The sequence below is a fragment of the Haloferax marisrubri genome (assembly GCF_001469875.2).
Taxonomy (GTDB): domain Archaea; phylum Halobacteriota; class Halobacteria; order Halobacteriales; family Haloferacaceae; genus Haloferax; species Haloferax marisrubri.
In genome coordinates this window covers 162,365-179,227 of the sequence record NZ_LOPW02000022.1, presented here as the reverse complement: position 1 = coordinate 179,227, position 16,863 = coordinate 162,365, and the positions used below count along the sequence as shown (strand labels likewise).

The 16,863-nt window shown below is 68.6% G+C and carries 19 protein-coding genes; 16 read left to right on the top strand and 3 right to left on the bottom strand.

Annotation, left to right across the window (positions count from 1 at the left end):
- The first annotated feature begins 196 nt into the window (after positions 1 to 196).
- From AUR65_RS18430 to AUR65_RS18370, 13 genes are all read left to right on the top strand, one after another.
- Complete coding sequence (locus AUR65_RS18430; RefSeq protein ID WP_233194428.1) at positions 197 to 910, top strand: hypothetical protein; 714 nt, start codon at positions 197 to 199, stop codon at positions 908 to 910.
- 84 nt (positions 911 to 994) lie between these two features.
- A complete protein-coding gene (locus tag AUR65_RS18425) occupies positions 995 to 1,630 on the top strand; it encodes an HAD family hydrolase (protein ID WP_058568567.1) in 636 nt (211 codons plus the stop codon).
- Positions 1,621 to 2,529: a CobD/CbiB family cobalamin biosynthesis protein gene (locus tag AUR65_RS18420; RefSeq protein WP_058568566.1), complete on the top strand. Its 909-nt coding sequence runs from the start codon at positions 1,621 to 1,623 to the stop codon at positions 2,527 to 2,529. The genes AUR65_RS18425 and AUR65_RS18420 overlap by 10 nt, the downstream gene beginning before the upstream one ends.
- Complete coding sequence (gene cobS, locus AUR65_RS18415) at positions 2,520 to 3,284, top strand: adenosylcobinamide-GDP ribazoletransferase (protein ID WP_058568565.1); 765 nt, start codon at positions 2,520 to 2,522, stop codon at positions 3,282 to 3,284. Before AUR65_RS18420 ends, cobS begins: the two co-directional genes overlap by 10 nt.
- Entirely contained in the window at positions 3,284 to 3,877 is a 594-nt protein-coding gene (locus AUR65_RS18410) for an NTP transferase domain-containing protein (protein ID WP_058568564.1), read from the top strand. The genes cobS and AUR65_RS18410 overlap by 1 nt, the downstream gene beginning before the upstream one ends.
- Positions 3,868 to 4,908, top strand: a complete 1,041-nt coding sequence (locus AUR65_RS18405; RefSeq protein WP_058568563.1) for a nicotinate-nucleotide--dimethylbenzimidazole phosphoribosyltransferase — start codon at positions 3,868 to 3,870, stop codon at positions 4,906 to 4,908. Before AUR65_RS18410 ends, AUR65_RS18405 begins: the two co-directional genes overlap by 10 nt.
- On the top strand, positions 4,898 to 5,920 hold the full coding sequence (cobD, locus tag AUR65_RS18400) for a threonine-phosphate decarboxylase CobD (RefSeq protein ID WP_058568562.1): 1,023 nt from the start codon (positions 4,898 to 4,900) through the stop codon (positions 5,918 to 5,920). The genes AUR65_RS18405 and cobD overlap by 11 nt, the downstream gene beginning before the upstream one ends.
- Complete coding sequence (locus tag AUR65_RS18395; RefSeq protein WP_058568561.1) at positions 5,913 to 6,647, top strand: adenosylcobinamide amidohydrolase; 735 nt, start codon at positions 5,913 to 5,915, stop codon at positions 6,645 to 6,647. Before cobD ends, AUR65_RS18395 begins: the two co-directional genes overlap by 8 nt.
- A 99-nt stretch (positions 6,648 to 6,746) precedes the next feature.
- Positions 6,747 to 7,760, top strand: a complete 1,014-nt coding sequence (locus AUR65_RS18390) for a pyridoxal phosphate-dependent aminotransferase (RefSeq protein WP_058568560.1) — start codon at positions 6,747 to 6,749, stop codon at positions 7,758 to 7,760.
- A 384-nt stretch (positions 7,761 to 8,144) separates the two neighbouring features.
- Positions 8,145 to 8,918 (top strand): nucleotide-binding protein, encoded by a 774-nt coding sequence (locus AUR65_RS18385; RefSeq protein ID WP_058568559.1) that lies wholly within the window; start codon positions 8,145 to 8,147, stop codon positions 8,916 to 8,918.
- On the top strand, positions 8,915 to 9,499 hold the full coding sequence (locus tag AUR65_RS18380) for a hypothetical protein (RefSeq protein WP_058568558.1): 585 nt from the start codon (positions 8,915 to 8,917) through the stop codon (positions 9,497 to 9,499). Before AUR65_RS18385 ends, AUR65_RS18380 begins: the two co-directional genes overlap by 4 nt.
- Before the next feature lie 64 nt (positions 9,500 to 9,563).
- A complete protein-coding gene (locus tag AUR65_RS18375; protein WP_058568557.1) occupies positions 9,564 to 10,019 on the top strand; it encodes an OsmC family protein in 456 nt (151 codons plus the stop codon).
- A gap of 107 nt (positions 10,020 to 10,126) precedes the next feature.
- Positions 10,127 to 10,858: a hypothetical protein gene (locus AUR65_RS18370; protein ID WP_058568556.1), complete on the top strand. Its 732-nt coding sequence runs from the start codon at positions 10,127 to 10,129 to the stop codon at positions 10,856 to 10,858.
- A gap of 235 nt (positions 10,859 to 11,093) precedes the next feature.
- Here AUR65_RS18370 and AUR65_RS18365 read toward each other — a convergent pair whose 3' ends face one another.
- On the bottom strand, positions 11,094 to 11,540 hold the full coding sequence (locus AUR65_RS18365; protein ID WP_058568555.1) for an ester cyclase: 447 nt from the start codon (positions 11,538 to 11,540) through the stop codon (positions 11,094 to 11,096).
- Between the two features lie 574 nt (positions 11,541 to 12,114).
- On the opposite strand from AUR65_RS18365, the gene AUR65_RS18360 reads away from it, so the two are divergent.
- The gene (locus AUR65_RS18360) at positions 12,115 to 12,648 is read left to right on the top strand and encodes a hypothetical protein (protein WP_058568554.1); all 534 of its coding nucleotides are present in this window, start codon (positions 12,115 to 12,117) and stop codon (positions 12,646 to 12,648) included.
- A complete protein-coding gene (locus AUR65_RS18355; RefSeq protein ID WP_058568553.1) occupies positions 12,645 to 13,595 on the top strand; it encodes a homoserine dehydrogenase in 951 nt (316 codons plus the stop codon). Before AUR65_RS18360 ends, AUR65_RS18355 begins: the two co-directional genes overlap by 4 nt.
- 75 nt (positions 13,596 to 13,670) lie before the next feature.
- Here the strand turns inward: AUR65_RS18355 and AUR65_RS18350 are convergent, their stop codons facing one another.
- The gene (locus AUR65_RS18350; protein ID WP_084816540.1) at positions 13,671 to 14,345 is read right to left on the bottom strand and encodes a type I 3-dehydroquinate dehydratase; all 675 of its coding nucleotides are present in this window, start codon (positions 14,343 to 14,345) and stop codon (positions 13,671 to 13,673) included.
- Between the two features lie 613 nt (positions 14,346 to 14,958).
- Complete coding sequence (locus tag AUR65_RS18345; RefSeq protein WP_058568551.1) at positions 14,959 to 15,627, bottom strand: type I 3-dehydroquinate dehydratase; 669 nt, start codon at positions 15,625 to 15,627, stop codon at positions 14,959 to 14,961.
- 330 nt (positions 15,628 to 15,957) lie between these two features.
- Here AUR65_RS18345 and AUR65_RS18340 point away from each other — a divergent pair, with 330 nt between their 5' ends.
- Positions 15,958 to 16,854, top strand: a complete 897-nt coding sequence (locus tag AUR65_RS18340; RefSeq protein WP_058568550.1) for an NAD-dependent epimerase/dehydratase family protein — start codon at positions 15,958 to 15,960, stop codon at positions 16,852 to 16,854.
- Positions 16,855 to 16,863: the final 9 nt, after the last annotated feature.

Below are 16,863 nucleotides of genomic sequence, written 5' to 3'. Positions count from 1 at the left end.
AGCGACGAACTGGCCGTAACTATACGTGCTGTGGTTGGACGACCGGAGTACACCACCACCCGGAACTGAAGTCGGCGGTGCCGTTGAACTCCTCACCCGGCGATATCGTTCGTCTGCACCTGCAGTTCGACAGCGGCGGGCTCTCTGACGCCCTCCCGCAGAAGATACTTATCCGCCAACACGTTCGGACCCAGTAGTGCCCTCCCGCAAGATGCTCCTCCTCGCAGTCGCTGTTGGAGTCGCGCTCATCGGCGGGTCTGCTGCGCTCGATGCGACGACTCCCGACAGGACGTACACCTACGAGGTGAGAGAACTGTCCGCCTCTCCGGAGGGTGCCGCAGCGGTAGTCGTGGACGACACCACGGTCGACCCGGCGGGGCCGTCGGCGGTGTTCATCGCCAGCGACGGACCCGGTGACCGACCGGAACGGACGGCACTCCGTGAGGCGGCAAACGGGTCCCGAACGAAAGCGGCGTTCCCCGGGTCGCTCGTCGACCACCGGTATGCCGTCGTCGGGACTGGCGGTACCATCTCAGACGTGAGTGAGGTCTACCGCCTCCACGAATATGAGGAAAACGGGACAGTACGGCTCACCGCCGAGCGAGTCACACTACACGCGTTCTACGACGAACTCGCGGTTTCCGCCGCCACCCCTCGATTACGCGAACTCGTTCGAACGGGGGAACTCACGACACACGAACGCCTGACCGCCGTTCTCATCGAACACGACGGGCGGCACTACCACGTGACCCAACCCCCGCTGTCAACCCGATACGCGGGCGTGGGCACTAACCTCCACGACGTGGGGTACCTGCTCGGGAGTGGGATTGCGCTCCTCGCGGGGGGATGGTACGTCCTCGAACGCTGGGGGCGGTACGTCTGGGGCGACGGCCCCGAGGTCCGTCGCTGACGGCCAGCGAGAAACTCGATGGGTCACCACAACCGAATCCCCCGCTTCGCTATATTCAAGTACAGTTTCGCCAATGAAATTCTAGTGGCAGTCACGTTCGACCTCTTCGGCACGCTCGTCGACGCCGAGTACCCGTCAGACCCCGGTGCGGCGGTCGCAGACGCGCTCCGCGAGTACGGCGTCGCCGTCCCCGACGACTGGGACGACGCCTACCGCGAGGTCCACATCGACGCGCCCGAGGGCGCGGAAGTCCCGCTTCCGGCCCACGTCGCCGCGGCGCTTCGCTCTCGGGGCGTCGCCTCCCCGGACAACGCCGCCCGCCGCGCGGTCATCACGGCGTTCGACCCCGAGGTGACCACTCGTCCCGGCGCGGTCGAAGCGGTCGCTGCTGCCCGCGAGGCCGGCCCGGTCGGCCTCCTCTCGAACTGTTCCGTTCCCGAACTCGTCGCGCGGACGCTCATCCGGTCGGACCTCGACCGGCGCGGCTTCGACGACATCACGACGAGCGTCGCTTGTGGGTGGCGGAAACCCCATCGGCAGGCGTTCGAGGCGGCCGCCCGCGGCCTCGGCGTCGACGCGGCCGAACTGGTCCACGTCGGCGACGACCCGGACTCCGATGGCGGCATCGAGGCGGTCGGCGGCCGATTCGTGAACCTGCGGGAGACGACGCTCGAATCGGTCGCGGCGAGACTGCGCGCCGGGGAGGACCCGTGCCCGTGACCGCCGCGGCCGCCGTCGTCGCCGCCGCGGCGCTCGACCGGGGCTTCGCCGAACCCCCGGCGCGCATCCACCCGGTCGCGCTGTTCGGACGACTCGTCTCCCCCGTCGACCGCGAGTGGGCCCGTCCGACGCTCGTCGGCGCGCTCGCGGCCGTCGCGCTCCCGGCGTTCGCCGCGGGCGTCGCCGCGGGTGCGACGTGGGCTGCGACGCTCGTTTCGCCGTGGCTCGGCGCGGCCGTCGCCGCGCTCGCGCTGTTTTCGACCACCAGCCTTCGGATGCTCCTCGATGCGGCCGAGATGGTCGTCTCGGCGACCGCGGACGAATCCGACCTCGACGCTGCCCGGTACGAACTCCGGGCGCTGGCCGGGCGCGACCCGTCGTCGCTCTCGGCGGCCGACATCCGGAGCGCCGCCGTCGAGAGTGCCGCGGAGAACCTCGCCGACGGCCTCGTCGCCCCGTTGCTCGCGTTTACGCTCCTCGCGCCCGTCTCGCTCCCGCTCGCGGTCGGCGCGGCCGCGTGGGTGAAGGGCGTCAACACGCTCGACTCGATGCTCGGCTACCGACACAAGCCGGTCGGTCGCGTGCCGGCCCGCCTCGACGACGCGGTGATGTGGCTCCCGGCGCGCGTCTCGGCCGTCTTACTGGCCGTCGTCGCCGGCGCGCCGGCCACGGTGACGCGGGTCGGCGAGTTGGCACGGCGGCCGTCGTCGCCCAACTCGGGATGGCCGATGGCGACGCTCGCGGTCCTCCTTGAGACGCGACTGGAAAAGCCCGGTCACTACCTGCTCGACGGCGGTCCCGAGGCTCCCGACGCGGCGACCGCCGAGCGGGGCGTCCGACTCGTCTCGCGGGCGGGCCTCGCCGCGTTCGCCGTCGCGGGGGTGGTCGCGTGGTTCTGACCGCCCTCCGCGGCGCGCTCGGCTTCCTCACCCGCCTCCCCGTCGGCGGCGACGAGTCGAACTGGGACGCTTTCAGGCGCGCGCCCATGGCGTTCCCGCTCGTCGGCTACGTCGTCGGCGCGCTGGCCGCGCTCCCGCTTTTGCTCCCGCTGCCGATTCCGACCGCGGCCGCGCTGTACCTCGTGACGCTGTATCTCGTGACGGGCGTCACCCACGCCGACGGCCTCGCGGACCTCGGCGACGCCGCGGTCGTTCACGGCGATGCCGACCGGCGGCTGTCGGTCCTGAAGGACTCACAGACCGGCGTCGGCGGCCTGCTCGCGTTCGGGCTGACGCTCGTCGTCCTCGCGCTCGGCGCGTTCGGCCTCGCGGGCGCGGGTGGTCGCGTCGGCCTCACGGCCGCCGTCGCAATCGCGCTCGCCGCCGAGGTCGGCGCGAAAGCCGGCATGGCGACGCTGGTGTGTCTCGGCGCGCCCGCCCACGAGGGACTCGGCTCGGCGCTCGTCGGCGAGAACAGCCCGTCGGGGCTCCTCGCCGTCGCCGTGGCCTGTCTCCCGGTCGTCGCGCTCGCGCCGGTCACGGGCGGCCCCGCCGTCGTCGCGGCGCTCTGCTGCGGGCCGGTCGTCGCGTTGCTCGTCCGCTCGTGGGGGCGCGCCCGACTCGGCGGCGTCTCCGGCGACCTGCTGGGCGCGACGAACGAACTGGCCCGCGCCGCGGCCGTCCACGTGGGGGTGGTGACGTGGACGCTCTCGTGATGTGCGGCGGCCGCGGCACCCGCCTCGACGCGCCGGTCGAAAAGCCGCTCGTGGACATCTGCGGGCGGCCCATGCTCGACCGGGTCGCCGCGGCGCTCCGCGATTCGAGCGTCGAGAGCGTCCGCGCGGTCACCTCGCCGCACACGCCGAACACCCGCGACCGCGCCGCCGACCTCGGCCTCGACCCCATCGAGGCTCCCGGTGACGGCTACGTCTCCGACCTCGGATTCGCGCTGGACCGCGTCTCCCGGCCGGTCGTCACCGTCGTCGCCGACCTGCCGCTCGTGGCTCCCGAACACGTCGATGCGGTCGTTTCGGCCGCAGACGGCGGGGCCGCCACCGCGTGCGTCCCCGTCGAACTGAAGCGAGCCCTCGGAGCCAGCGTCGACGACGCGCTCGTCTTCGACCACGAGGGGACCGCCGTCTGCCCGACCGGACTGGGCGTCGTCGGCCCCGCGGACGCTGAGGCGGGCACCCCTACTGACACCGACACCGACACTCACCCGACCATGTACCTCTCCACCGACTCCAGACTCGCACTCAACGTGAACCGTCCGACAGACATCGCGCTCGCGGAGGACCGATGCGAGTAGTCCTCGTCGCCGGCACGACCGAGACGGCGAAGATTCCCGGCATCAGCGCCGCCGGCGCGGACCCGTCGCTCGTCGGCCACACGCCGAGCGCCGACGCCGAAATCATCGAGTACGGCGAACCCGTCCGCTCGCCGGTGACGCCGGTCAGTCCGACGGGCTGTCCGACGCCCGCGGCCGTCACCCGCGCCGTCAAGCAACTCACCGGCTTCGACGTGCTCACCGTGGACGCCGGCCTCGCGAAGCCGAGCGCCGCGCCGACCATCGACGTGGGCGCGCGACCCGGCCGCGACATCCGCGAGAGCGAACCGGTCCCGACCGCGCCCGGCGCGTTCGAGGCGGCCCGGCGGATGGGCCTCGCGCTCCCCGAGGACGAACTCGTCATCGGCGAGACCGTCCCCGGCGGGACGACCACGGCGCTCGCGGTGTTCCGCGCGCTCGGCGAGGAGTTCCCCGTCTCGTCGTCGCTGCCGGACAACCCGACGAGCCTGAAAGAGGAGGTCGTCGCCGAGGCGTTCGAAGCCAGCGACGTCGAACCCGGCTTCGCGGCCCACAAGCCCCGGCGCGCCGCCCGCTATCTCGGCGACCCGGTGCTTCCGGTCGTGGCCGGACTCACCGTCGGCGCGCTCGAAAACGGCATCGACGTGACGCTTGGCGGGGGCACCCAACTGCTCGCAGCCGCCGCGCTCGCCCGACACGCCGGCGCGAACGGCGACCTGACGCTCGCCACCACCTCGTACCTCGCGGACGACGTGCCCGAACTGGCCGACGCCGCAGACGCGCTCGACGTGGACCTGACGGTCACCGACCCCGGCTTCGAGACGCACCCGCTGGACCGCTACGACGCGGGCGAGGCCAAGGAGGGTGCGGGCATGGGCGGCGCGCTCATGCTCGCCGACCGAATGGGCGTCCTCGACGACGTGGAGGCGGCCACGCTCGACGTGCTCTCGACGCTGGACCCCGAAGCGGTCGAGACCGGGACCGCGGCGGCCGACGCCGGCGGCGCTGACGCCGACATCGACGATGGACCCTGAGTCCGTCCGGGCGGGGAGCCGCGTCCCCCACGGCGGGACGACCGACCCAACCGTTCTCGACTTCAGCGCGAACACGAACCCCGAGCGCCCCGACGGCGTCGAGGCGGTGTACCGCGAGGCGTTCGACGCCTCGACCCGCTACCCCGACGACGACTACGCCGACTTTCGGGGGGCCGCCGCCGACTACGTCGGCTGTGTCCCTGCAGCGGTCGTGCCGACCGCGGGCGGTCTCGAAGCCCTGCGACTCGCGTTCGAGGTGACGCTCTCGCCCGGCGACACCGCACTCGTCCCTCAACCGAGTTTCGGGGAGTACGACCGCGAGATTCGCCTGCAGGGCGCGGAGCCGGTTCCCGTCGCCCACGACGCGATACTCGACGCCGACCCCGCGGACCACGCGGTCGCAGTCGTCTGCACGCCGAACAACCCGACGGGCGAACTCGCGCCCGCCGACGACCTCCGGGCGTTCGCGGCGCGCTGTCGGGAGGCCGAGACGACGCTCGTCGTCGACGAGGCGTTCCTCGATTTCACCGACGAACCGAGCCTCGCGGGCGAAGCCGGCGTCGTCGTCGCTCGCTCGCTGACGAAGATGTTCGGCCTGCCGGGAATCCGCGCCGGCTTCGCCGTCGCCACCGGCGACCTCGGCGACCGACTCGCCGTGGCCCGACGTGCGTGGTCGCTCTCGACGCCCGCGGCCGCCGTCGGCGCGTACTGCATGGACGACGCCGAGTTCGTCTCGCGCACCCGCGAGCGCGTCGCGAACGAGCGCGAGCGACTCCGTGAGACGCTGTCCGAGGCCTTCGACGTGTGCCCGTCGGACGCGCCGTTTCTCCTCTTCGACGTCGGCGACCGCGACGTGGACGCGGTGGTCGAGACCGCCCGCGACCACGGGGTCGCCGTCCGGGACGCGACGACGTTTCCGACGCTCGACTCGCACGTCCGCGTCGCGGTGAAACGCCCCGACGAGAACGACGAACTGCTCCGGGCGCTCGCCGCCGTCGCCACCGATGTTTGAGGCGACACGTCGCGACGGCGTCTGTCGGCTGACCCGTCCGAACACGCGCTGGCTCTCGACGGGCTACGCCGGCGGCGAGTCGCGGGCCGACGCCGCGTTCAACGTCACCGTCCCCGAGGGGTGGCCCGAGACGGACCTCGACGCGTACGTCGAGCGGCGGCTCTCGGCGGCCGGCTTCGACGAGCGCGGGCCGACGCTCCTGACGGGCGTCGGGCAGGAACACGCCCGGCGCGCCCGATTCGGCCCGGTCGAAGTCGTCGCCACCGCGGGCGTGTCGAACCCGGCGGAGCTCCCGATAGACGGCGAGTCGATGGGATGGTGCGACGAGTCGGACACGTCTGACGCGGCAGTCGGCGGCGACGCCGAGCGAGACGGCTCGGTCGGCACGGTCAACGTCTTCGTCGGGACGACCCGGTCGCTGGAGCCGGGCGCGCTCGCGAACCTCGTCGCCGTGGCCGCCGAGGCGAAGGCGGCGACGCTCCTCGCGCGTTGCGGCGCGCCGGGGACGACGACCGACGCGGTCGTCGCCGCGTGCGACCCCACCGGCGATTCGGTGACGTTCTCGGGGAGCGCGACCGAGGTCGGCAACGCGGCCCGGGTGTGCGTCCGCGACGCGGTGCTCGCGAGCATCGATTCGCGGTACGACGCCGACCCGATTCCGCGGGGCGTCGACGAGGCGAGCTACGGCGTCGTCGCCGACGACCGCGCGACCGTCTCTTCGATTTGAGAACCGCCGGCGAAACGACTTCTCGGCCGAGAAATCAACGGTGGTACATAAATGGTCCTCGCAGAAGCCTTGATTATGGTTGGTGGCTAGCACGTTGGTATGGACCCCGGTTCCGTTTCCGACGTCGACCACGTGACCCACGGCGGGACCGCCGACCACTCGCTCGTCGATTTCAGCACCGGCTCGAACCCGGAGCGCCCCTCCGGACTCGCCGGCGTCTACGAGTCGGCGCTCTCCACCTCGCGGCGGTACTCGTTGGACGACTACTCGGGGTTCCGCGTCGCCGCCGCGGAGTTCGTCGGCTGTAACCCCGACGAGGTCGTCCCCGCCGCGGGCGTCATCGAGGCGATGCGGCTCGCCGTCGGAGTGACCGTCTCGCCGGGCGACAGCGTGGCGCTTCCGGCCCCCTGCTGTGGCGAGTACGCCCGCGAAATCCGGCTCCAAGGGGGCGAACCGGTCCACGTGCCCCACGACCGACTGCTCGAAACCGTCGACCCCGCCGAGCACGCGACGGTGATTCTCAGCTACCCCGCGAACCCGCTCGGGACGGCCTATCCGCGAGACGAGCTTCGGGCGTTCATCGACGACTGCCGCCGGGCCGACACGCCCGTCATCGTCGACGAATCGTACCTCGGCTTCACGCGTCTCCCGAGCACGGCCGGCCTCGACGGCGTCATCGCCCTCCACTCGGTGACGAACGTCTTCGGCGTCCCCTCGCTTCGTGCGGGATTCGCGGCCGCGACAGGTGACCTCGGCGACCGGCTCTCGCGAGCGCGTTGTACGTGGGTGCTGTCGGCCCCGGCGGTGGAAGTCGCGACCTTCTGTCTCAAACAGGACGACTTCCTCGAAGCGACGCGCGACCGGGTCGAACGGGAGCGCCCGCGGATAATCGCGGGGCTGGACCGACTCGGCTACGACCCGCACCCCGCCGACAGCACGCTCGTCTTGTTCCGCGCCGCCGACGTGGACCGCGTCCTCCACGAGACTCGGCGGCGCGGCTTCGCCGTCCGCGACGCTCGCGACTACCAGCGCCTCGACTCGCACGTCAGAATCAACGTCCGCCGCCCGGACGAGAACGACCGCCTGCTCGACGCGCTCGCCGAAGCGGTCTGAGCCGCCGCGGGCTGAGCCGCTGCCCCGTCGAACGCCGACTCTCCGCCCCCTGAGTGACGACGAGCCGACGCCGACCGGGCACTCAACGCCAGTCTCGTCCGGCGCGGGGCCGCGGAACTCGTCTGCACGTCACGGTTCGAACCGACGCCGAGTCACCGATTCAGGTACACGATGAACGCGATTGTGAGGAGGGTCGCGTACACCGCGAACGTCGAGCCATCGACTGCGAAAGCGAACGATTGGATAGCAATTCGGAACATCGGTGGTCGTTTCACACCATGATTCCCTCACTAATAATGCTTGTTACTGTTTGACACGACATTCGTCGGCGCGCGTCCACACCCGTTCCGAACACTTATGCGAAATCACCGGGCACGTGGGGGCATGGTCGAGGCGTTCGCCGTCGCCAGCGGGAAGGGCGGCACGGGGAAGACGACGAGTACGCTCGCGCTGGGGATGGCGCTCGCCGAGGACTACGACGTGACTGTCATCGACGCGGACACGGGCATGGCGAACCTGCTGTTCCACGCCGGGTTGGACGACGCCGACGTGACGCTCCACGACTTACTCATCGACGAGCGCGACGCCGCGGTGTCCGACGCGGTCTACGAGCGGTTCGGCATGTCGGTCGTCCCCTGTGGGACGAGTCTCGCCGCGTTCGAGGCCGCGGACCCCGGTCGCCTCCGCGACGTGGTTGCCGAACTCGCCGCCGACACGGACGTGCTCCTCCTCGATTCGCCCGCCGCGCTCGGCTCGAAGAGCGCGGTGCTCCCCGTCGTCCTCGCGGACCGCATCGTCGTCGTCCTCCAGCCTACCGTCCCCTCTTTGTCCGACGGGCTGAAAGTCCAGGAGTACGCCCACTCCTACGGCACCGACACGGCGGGCGTGGTGTTCAACCGCGTGCGCCCCGACGAGAACGTCGATGCAATCGCCGAGCAGGCCGGCCGCTACTTCGGTGGGCAGACCCTCGCGTCGGTCCCCGAGAGCGACGCGGTCCGCGCGGCCCGCCGCGAGGGGAAACCCCTCCTCGCGCACGCCCCCGACGACCCGGCCGCCGACGCCTTCCGCGAGGCGGCCGCCCGACTCGACGTGCGCGACGGCGACGGCCGCGACGTGGCAGAGCGGTTCAAGAGCGCCGTCGCCCCCGAGCGGATATGAGAATCCCGCGGGGCGAACTCCGCCGGTCGCGCGTCGTCGACGACGCCGCGGCGGTGCTTCGGGCGGTACTCGACGAGGAACTGACCGGCTACGTCGTCTTCGAGCCGCAGGACGCGCTCCTCCTCGGCGAGACCACCCGCGGCGTCGTCACGTTCGAAGACGGGGTCCCCGTCCTCGCCTACGACACGGAGCGCGAGGTCGGCGGCCGCGACGGGCTGGAGGGGTTCGCCGTCACCGGCCCGACCCGCGCCGCGGTCCACGCCGTCGACGCCGACGCCCTCGCGGACGCCCACGAGGTCGAGGAGTTCCGCGTCCCGCCGGGCGAGCCGGCCCGCGTCCTCGCCGGCGACGAGCGGTTGGCCGAGCGGACCACCGACGCCGCCCCCGCCGCCCGCCGCGAGGAGGGCCGCGACCGGAGCGCGGTCGAAGCGTTCCTCGCCGACGCCGACGCAATCGAGGAGATTCGGTCCGAGGCCCGCGAGGAGGCCCGCGCGAGGGCGTCGGAGTGGGGACTCGACGACGTGTTGGCGGACGACGTGGGCGATTCGGCCGCGATAGAACCCGGGCCAGACAGTCGCTAACACGCTTCCCGAGGGCTGAGAACCGTCTTCTGTGGCTATCGTCCCGGCGCGTCTCTCTCTAGGCATGTCCGCCGAGAAATCCCAGACCCTGACCTTCGCCGTCGCCGCGGAAGCCGCATCGCCGACCGAGACCCGCGTCTCCACCCGCGGCTTCGAGTTCGTCGTCGACGAGCCCGAATCGCTGGGCGGGGCGAACGCCGGCCCGAACCCCGTCGAGTACCTCCTCGGCGCGCTCGCCGGCTGTCTGAACGTCACGGCCCACGTGGTCGCCCGCGAGATGGACCTCGACGTACGGGACCTCGAAATCTCCATCGAGGGCGACCTGAACCCCGCGAAGTTCATGGGCAAGGGCGACGACGCCCGCGCCGGCTACGAGGAGGTTCGCGTCGCGGTCACCGCCGACGTCGACGCCGACGCCGAGACCATCGGCGCGTGGCTCTCCGCGGTCGAATCGCGCTGTCCGGTCAGCGACAACCTGAGCAACGCGACGCCGCTCGCGCTCTCGTTCGACCGCCGGTAGGTGCCGCCCTCGCGTCGCCGTCGCCGCCGCGGGAATCGCCCGTCGACCGCGCCGTCTTCCGTTCGCAACGGGGATAGAGCCAAACCGCCGTCCCCCGTAGTTCTCCTGTGACCGTTCTGTGCCTCCTTCGACTCCGCCGGCCCGCCGACTTCGCGGACTGGTACCGAATCGGTGCCGAGTACGTCCACGACGTGGCCGCGGGCATGGGCCTCCGCGTCGGCGACTTCGAGTCGCGGGTGGTCCGCGCGACGGACGCCATGCGGGCGGGGCGGACTGACCTCCCCCCGGACCTCGCCCGTTCGGTCGCCGCCGACCTACTGGCCGACGCGGTGTTCTGCGACCCGTTCTGCCAGTGGATGCCGCTGTGGTACGAACTCGGCCTCGCGGCCCCGTGTGCCTACGCCAAGTACCGCCTGCGGCGGGTCGCCGAGCGGTACGCCGACGACCTCCCGCACCTGTCGGTGCCGCGGTTCTCCCGGCCGGAAGACGTGTACGTCGACGGCCGACCCGCGACGGCGTACGTCGACGGCTTCGCCGAGCGGTTCGTCCTCGCCGACGCCATCCTCCACGTGGAGTGGTTCACCTACGTCGCCCGCGAGTCGGGCATCTTCGTCCCCCCGCTGTTGGTCGAGCGGACCCGCGAGCAGACCGTCGCCTACTACACCGGCCGGCGGACCGACCTCGACCCCGACGTGCGGACCTTCCAGCGACTGCTGTTTTCGGACGACGAGTGGGTCCGACGCATCGCCGACGTGTACGACATCGACAGCGTCCTGTTCGACTACTGGGCGCGAATCCTCGCACAGGAGCGCCGCAGACTTTCGAAGTTCGACGGCTGACTCGTCAGCCGCCGACGAGTGACTGCTGTCCACACTCCACATATGACATTTGAAAAATGTTTTAACAGAGGACGTTGTAGCGTCTACTGCAGGTAGATACCTGCACTTGGGTTGCGTATACAGGGGAGGTTTTTCCCCAGTGTCCGTGGAGTGCGGGCGGGTGCCCGGTCGCCCGTGCTTCCTTCTTAGTTGCCGAGCGACGCGTCCGTCGCGCAAAAAGTATCGGTTCCGTTAGTCACGGCTCGGGCGGTTCGACCGCACCGAGTTGCGTGAGCATGCCGAGCATGTCCGGTTGGACCCACCGCTCGGCTATCATGCCGTCTTCGATGCGAGTGAACAGCATGTTGCCGACTTCGACGGTCTTCCCGGTCGGTTCGATGTCCATGAACGTGCCGTCGTGCGTCCCGCGGAGCGTGACGCGCATCGCGACCGTGTCACCCTCCGTAATCGCGTCTTCGACCGTCGCCGAGAAGTCGCTGAACGATTCTCGAAGGCCCGAAATCTGCGCTTTGAGATCGTCGCGTCCGCGAACCTCTCCGAGCGGGCTGTGGTCGAGGACGTCCTCGGCACAAATCTCGTCGATGAGGCCGATGTTCCCCTCGCTCGCGACTTCCTCCGGGAAGCGTCGAGCGATTCGCTCGTTCCCGGTCGGCGTCGGTGTCGGTGTGCTTGCTGATGCCATTCTGTGTTCTCTCCTCTCCATCGCACCCGTCCGCGGACGGCCGCGCGTTCGCTCGCCGACCGCGGCGGATACACCCGACTCTACGCTGTGTGGGATGTTAACTATTGTTTGTTTAGAATCTCTGGAATCGGCGGAGAGTAGTTTGTATATAGAGCACAACTACAGGTGAGTATTGGTCGTGCCGAGAACCCCTCGACTATTCCTCGACTAATAATTCTCGAAAATATTTTGTAGAACATCGTTAGTGGCATTTTTGATAGCAAATTAGCCATATCTATGTTTGAATCAATATCTGCGTGAAGTCCGATAGTTTATCGTCAGCCGATAGTATTGTGGCTATTCTGATTCATTCTCGGTTCTCGCTCGTCGGCCCGGCGCGGTAATCTTTGTAGCGAACCTGAGTACATTTCGGGCCGACGTGCGTACGGCGAACCCTCAGCGATGACTCTCTCACAGCAGGCGGGACGACGGCCGCGTCCGCGGTCGGCGTCCGAGCCGTTCGAACGCAATACGTATATGGGTGTGCTCGCTCGACTCCCGACAATGAACGACACGTTGGTACGGTGTTGTACGGATGAGTGAGGTGCACAACGACGTCCAAGCGTACACGCTTCGACTCGAACTCGTCGACGAGCCCGGCGAACTCCTGCGCTCGCTGCAGCCTATCGCCGACCACGGGGGGAACCTCCTCTCGATTTTCCACGAGCGCGGTAACGTCACCCCGCGCGGCTACATCCCGGTGGAAGTCGATATCGAGGCGACGCCCGACCGCTTCGACAACATCGTCGAAGGGCTGAGCGACGCCGGCATCAACGTCATTCAGGCCGGAACCGAGCGCTACAGCGAGCGCCTGACCATCATCCTCTCCGGGCACCTCATCGAGACGGACCTCTCCGACACGCTGACGCAGATCGAGGCGACGCGGAACGCGACGGTCACCGACATCTCGCTGTCCGCGCCCGCCGGCTCTATCGACGTCTCCAGCGCCCGCTTCCAACTGGCCGCCGAATCCGGCTCGACCGAGAAGGTTCTCGCCGCGATGCGCGAGATTGCCGACGAGAAGGACCTGCAACTCGTCGAACCGCTGACGGTGGGGGGTCGCGCGTGAGACTCTGCGTGCTCGGTGCCGGTGCGGTCGGAAGCGCAGTCGTCGAACTCGCCGCCGAACACGGCCACGTCGTGACGGCGTTCGCGGACTCCGAGAGCGCCGTCGTCGACGCCGACGGTATCGACGCCGACGCGGTGCTCGCGAAGAAGCAGGAAGACGGCGTGGTCGGCGAGGCGGACCCCGAAGCGGTGTTCGACGCCGACTACGACGTGTTGGTGGAGGCGACGCCGACGACGCTCGGCGACGCCGAACCCGGCTTCTCGCACGTCGAGCGCGCGCTGGCCGACGACCGCGATGTCGTCTTGGCGAACAAGGGCCCGGTCGCCGAACGCTACGCAGACGTGCGGGCGCTCGAAGCCGAGAGCGAGGGGACCGTCCGCTTCGGCGCGACGGTCGGCGGCGCGCTTCCCATCCTCTCGACCATCGAGGACGTGGGCCCGTCGCGGGTGTCGGCGGTCTACGGCGTGTTGAACGGGACGGCCAACTTCGTCCTCTCGCGGATGGCCGCCGAGGGACTCGACTACGAGCACGTCCTCGCGGAGGCACAGGACCTCGGCGTCGCCGAGGCCGACCCCACCTTCGACGTGGACGGCACGGACACGGCGCTCAAGGGCGTCATCGTCGCCAACGTCCTCTCCGAGGGCGAGACGGAGTTCACGCTCGACGACGCCGACGTCGAGGGGATTCAGGAGCTTTCGGGGAGCATGCTCGACCTCGCACAGGAAGACGGTCAGACGATTCGACTCATCGTCGAAGTCGCGGACGGCGCGGTCCGTGTCGGCCCGCGGTTGGTGCCCGGACACGGGGCGGTCGCCCCGTCGGGAACGGAAAACGCCGTCCAAATCGAAGCCGACTACTGCGGCCGACTGGGCATCACCGGCCAAGGGGCCGGCGGTCCCGAGACGGCGAGCGCGGTGCTGACGGACGTCGAACGACTTGCCGACTGACGCCGGGCAACGAGTCCGCGGCGAGAAGAGATGAAACGAGTCTGCTGACGGCGGGCGACCGGTGAGTCGCGGCCGTCAGTCCGAGAGCGTCAGTTCCTTCGGCACCGACACTTCGCTCCGAATCGTGTCGATGACCTGTCCGTCGACGCGCTCGTTCTTGGTGAGTTCGATGAGCGAGGCGAGCTTTTCGAGCGGAATCTGCCCCGGCGCGTAGTCGTTGTTGTCCGCGAGGAGGGGCGCGTATCCGAGCTTCGACCCGTAGAGATGGCCGATGACGCGCGTGTGGCTTCCGATTTCGCCCATGGAGATGCCGGCCACGTCGATGCCGCGGTTGGTCGCGTCGTTGACGGCCTCCAGAAGGGTGAGCGTGTCACCCTGATTCTGGGGGTACACCGCCACCTTCGCGATGTCGCCGAACTCCGCGCACTGCTCGATGATGGCATCGAGCACCTCGCGCTCGGGCGTCTCCTCGAAGTCGTGATGCGAGATGATGAGCTGCACGTCGTTCTCGCGGAACTCGTGAGCCAGCCACTCCTTGGCGCGTACGGTCTCGAGTTCGATGTCCACGAACTCCACAGCGTCGTACCGAGATGCGGAAAACAGGTCGTCCAGTCGTCCGGTGTCGCTTGCCTTTCCCCCGAACCAGCGAGCGCGATTGGTCGCGATTATCGGGAGTTCGCCGTCGTACGCGGCGAGTTGTTCGAGCGGGTCGTCCGCCTTGTCCATTCGGAATTCGATGAGGTCTGCCACCCCTCGTGCGTCTACCTCTCGTGTGAGGTCGTTTGTTGTCGCCGCCAGTGCAGACTCGTCGAGTTTCATGTGAACGCCTATCACCCCGTCGCCTATAAATCTTAGCTGTCGCCGCAAGACCTCTCACCCCGCGTAGGCGGTGAGAGAGGCCGTTTTCAGCGAATTCTCCGGAACGTTCATCGAGAATATCAGCCGTGAACCGACGCTCTGTCGGCGCGGTTTTGAATGGAGCCGAGATATCTTCGGCGTTCGTCGCTCGTGGTCGGCTATTCGCTGTTGACCCGCGTCGAGACCGGTGGGACCGAGTCGGGTCCGGCGAGAGACAGTCGCCGGTGCTGATGTCCCGCGAGTGAGCGTGCGGGCGCACGGACTCCCCGCCCAACTGGGCGAGCACAGATCGTCGCTGACCCACGCGCGGTCGAGATGAGACGGAGATTCTAACGAAACTATCGGATTTCTTTGAGTGCGTTATTCTTGATACTATCTCCGTTTGACGTTCGATGTCCTCGACGCTCTCGCCCTCGGTTCCGAGAACCACGGACTGCTCTTCGGGACACCTCGGTCGCGTCGATGCGCGTCCGAGTTCGCGCGCTTGGCACCGGATATCCCGACCTCAGCGCGCGGAAGAGACCCAATCGAGGAGGTTCGAGAGCTTTCTGAGGTCGATGTCGTTCGGGCCGCGCTCGTCGCTGACGATGGGCGCGTAGGCGATAGACGCGCCGTAGAAGACGCCGATAACGCGGGTGTGACGGCCGATATCTCCCAGCGCGTACCCGGTGACACGCACGCCTCGCTCGGAGGCGGCGTTGAACGACTGTAACAGCGAAAGCGAGTCCGTCTTCTCCTCGGCGAACACGACGACTTTCGCCACGTCACCGTATTCACTACATTCTGATATAATCCGACTCAGTTCTGATTTCTGAGGGGTTTCGCGGCGGTCGTAGTGAGAGACGACCAGTTCGACGTCGTGCGCGCGCAGCTCGTCCCGAAGCCACTCGCACCCGCGAATCGTCCGGAGTTCCACGTCGACCATCTCGACGGCGTCGAACGCGGCGGCGGCCGCGAGGGTCTCCAGTCGGTCGGACTCACCGGCGGTGCCGCCGGCCCACTCCGGCCGGTTCGAGACGATGAGCGGGACCTCTCGGTCGTACTCGTCGAGCGCGTCGAGCGGGTGGACTGCCCCGTCCATCCGGAACTCGACGTAGTCGGCGATGCCCTCCGCGGCCGTCGCTTCGGTTAGCGTCTCGGTCACTCCGGCCAGCGCGTATGCGTCCGCACCCATGGGATTTGATACCAATCACTCGTATAAAAATAGTTCCCTCGGCGGGCGCGTCGAGCCGGGTCCTGTCATCGCCGTGAAACCCCAACTGCAGTCGCTGACGCCGCCGTTTCTATAATGTTGTAACGAAGCGAGAGCCGCGAAATCTCGGCCGACGACGCTGTTCGCCCGCAATAGATTACAAACTTATGTCTGTAATCATCATGGTCTTACAGCCCAAATTCGTTTCAACGATGTCGAAAAATATGCGTCGACACGTCGCTCGCTTGACCGGGCTGAACTTACCGCCGCCACCAAGATTTAAATCGGCGAGTTCCGTATCCCTCAGTATCGATGGTTACGCAGCAAGTCCTAGTCACGGGTCCGTTCGGTGAGGCGGGCGAAGCGATTCTCAACCACCTCGCGGACCGAGAGGAGTACGAGTTCACGTATCTCGACCGGACCGAACACCCGGAGTACGAGACGTTCGTCGCAGACATCGCGGATTACGAGGCGATTCGCCCGGCGTTCGACGGGCAGGACGCCGTTATCCACCTCGCCGCGCAGTCCGACGCGGGCGCGGCCTTCGAGGACATCGTCGAGCCGAACATCATGGGCACGTACAACGTCCTCAAGGCGATGGAGGACGCCGGCGTCGAGAAGCTCATCTACGCCTCCTCCCAGCGCGTGGTTGGGCTGTACGAGGAGGACCTCGCGCCCGACCTCTACGAGGAGGACTATCCCAGTAAGTACGACCCGCTTCGGCTCACCCACGAGACGCTCCCGAAGCCCGACGGCTACTACGGTGCCTCGAAGGTGTTCGGCGAGCACATCTGCCGGACGCACGCCCGCCGCGACGGCGCGCCGAACCAGGTCTACTCGATTCGCATCTCCAGCGTGCGGACCGAGCGCTACGACCACCCCTACGGCGACGCGGAGCGCGGCGTCGACCGCGGTGACGAGCACAAAGTCGAGGAGGGCGAGGTGTGGGACCAGTCCCAGACCGGGTCGTGGGAGCGCGGGAGCACCGAGTACGAGGAGATGGTCAAGCGACTCAAGGCGACGTGGACCTCCCAGCGGGACTTCGCGCACCTGCTCGAATGCTGTCTCGAAGACGAGTCGGTCACCTACGACACGTTCTACGCGGTGAGCGGCAACAAGGCCCGCTGGTTCGACATCGACCACGCGAAGGCGGTCCTCGACTACGAACCGGCCGACGACGGCTCCGAGTGGGACAGCCCGCCCGAGTGAGACGACGGC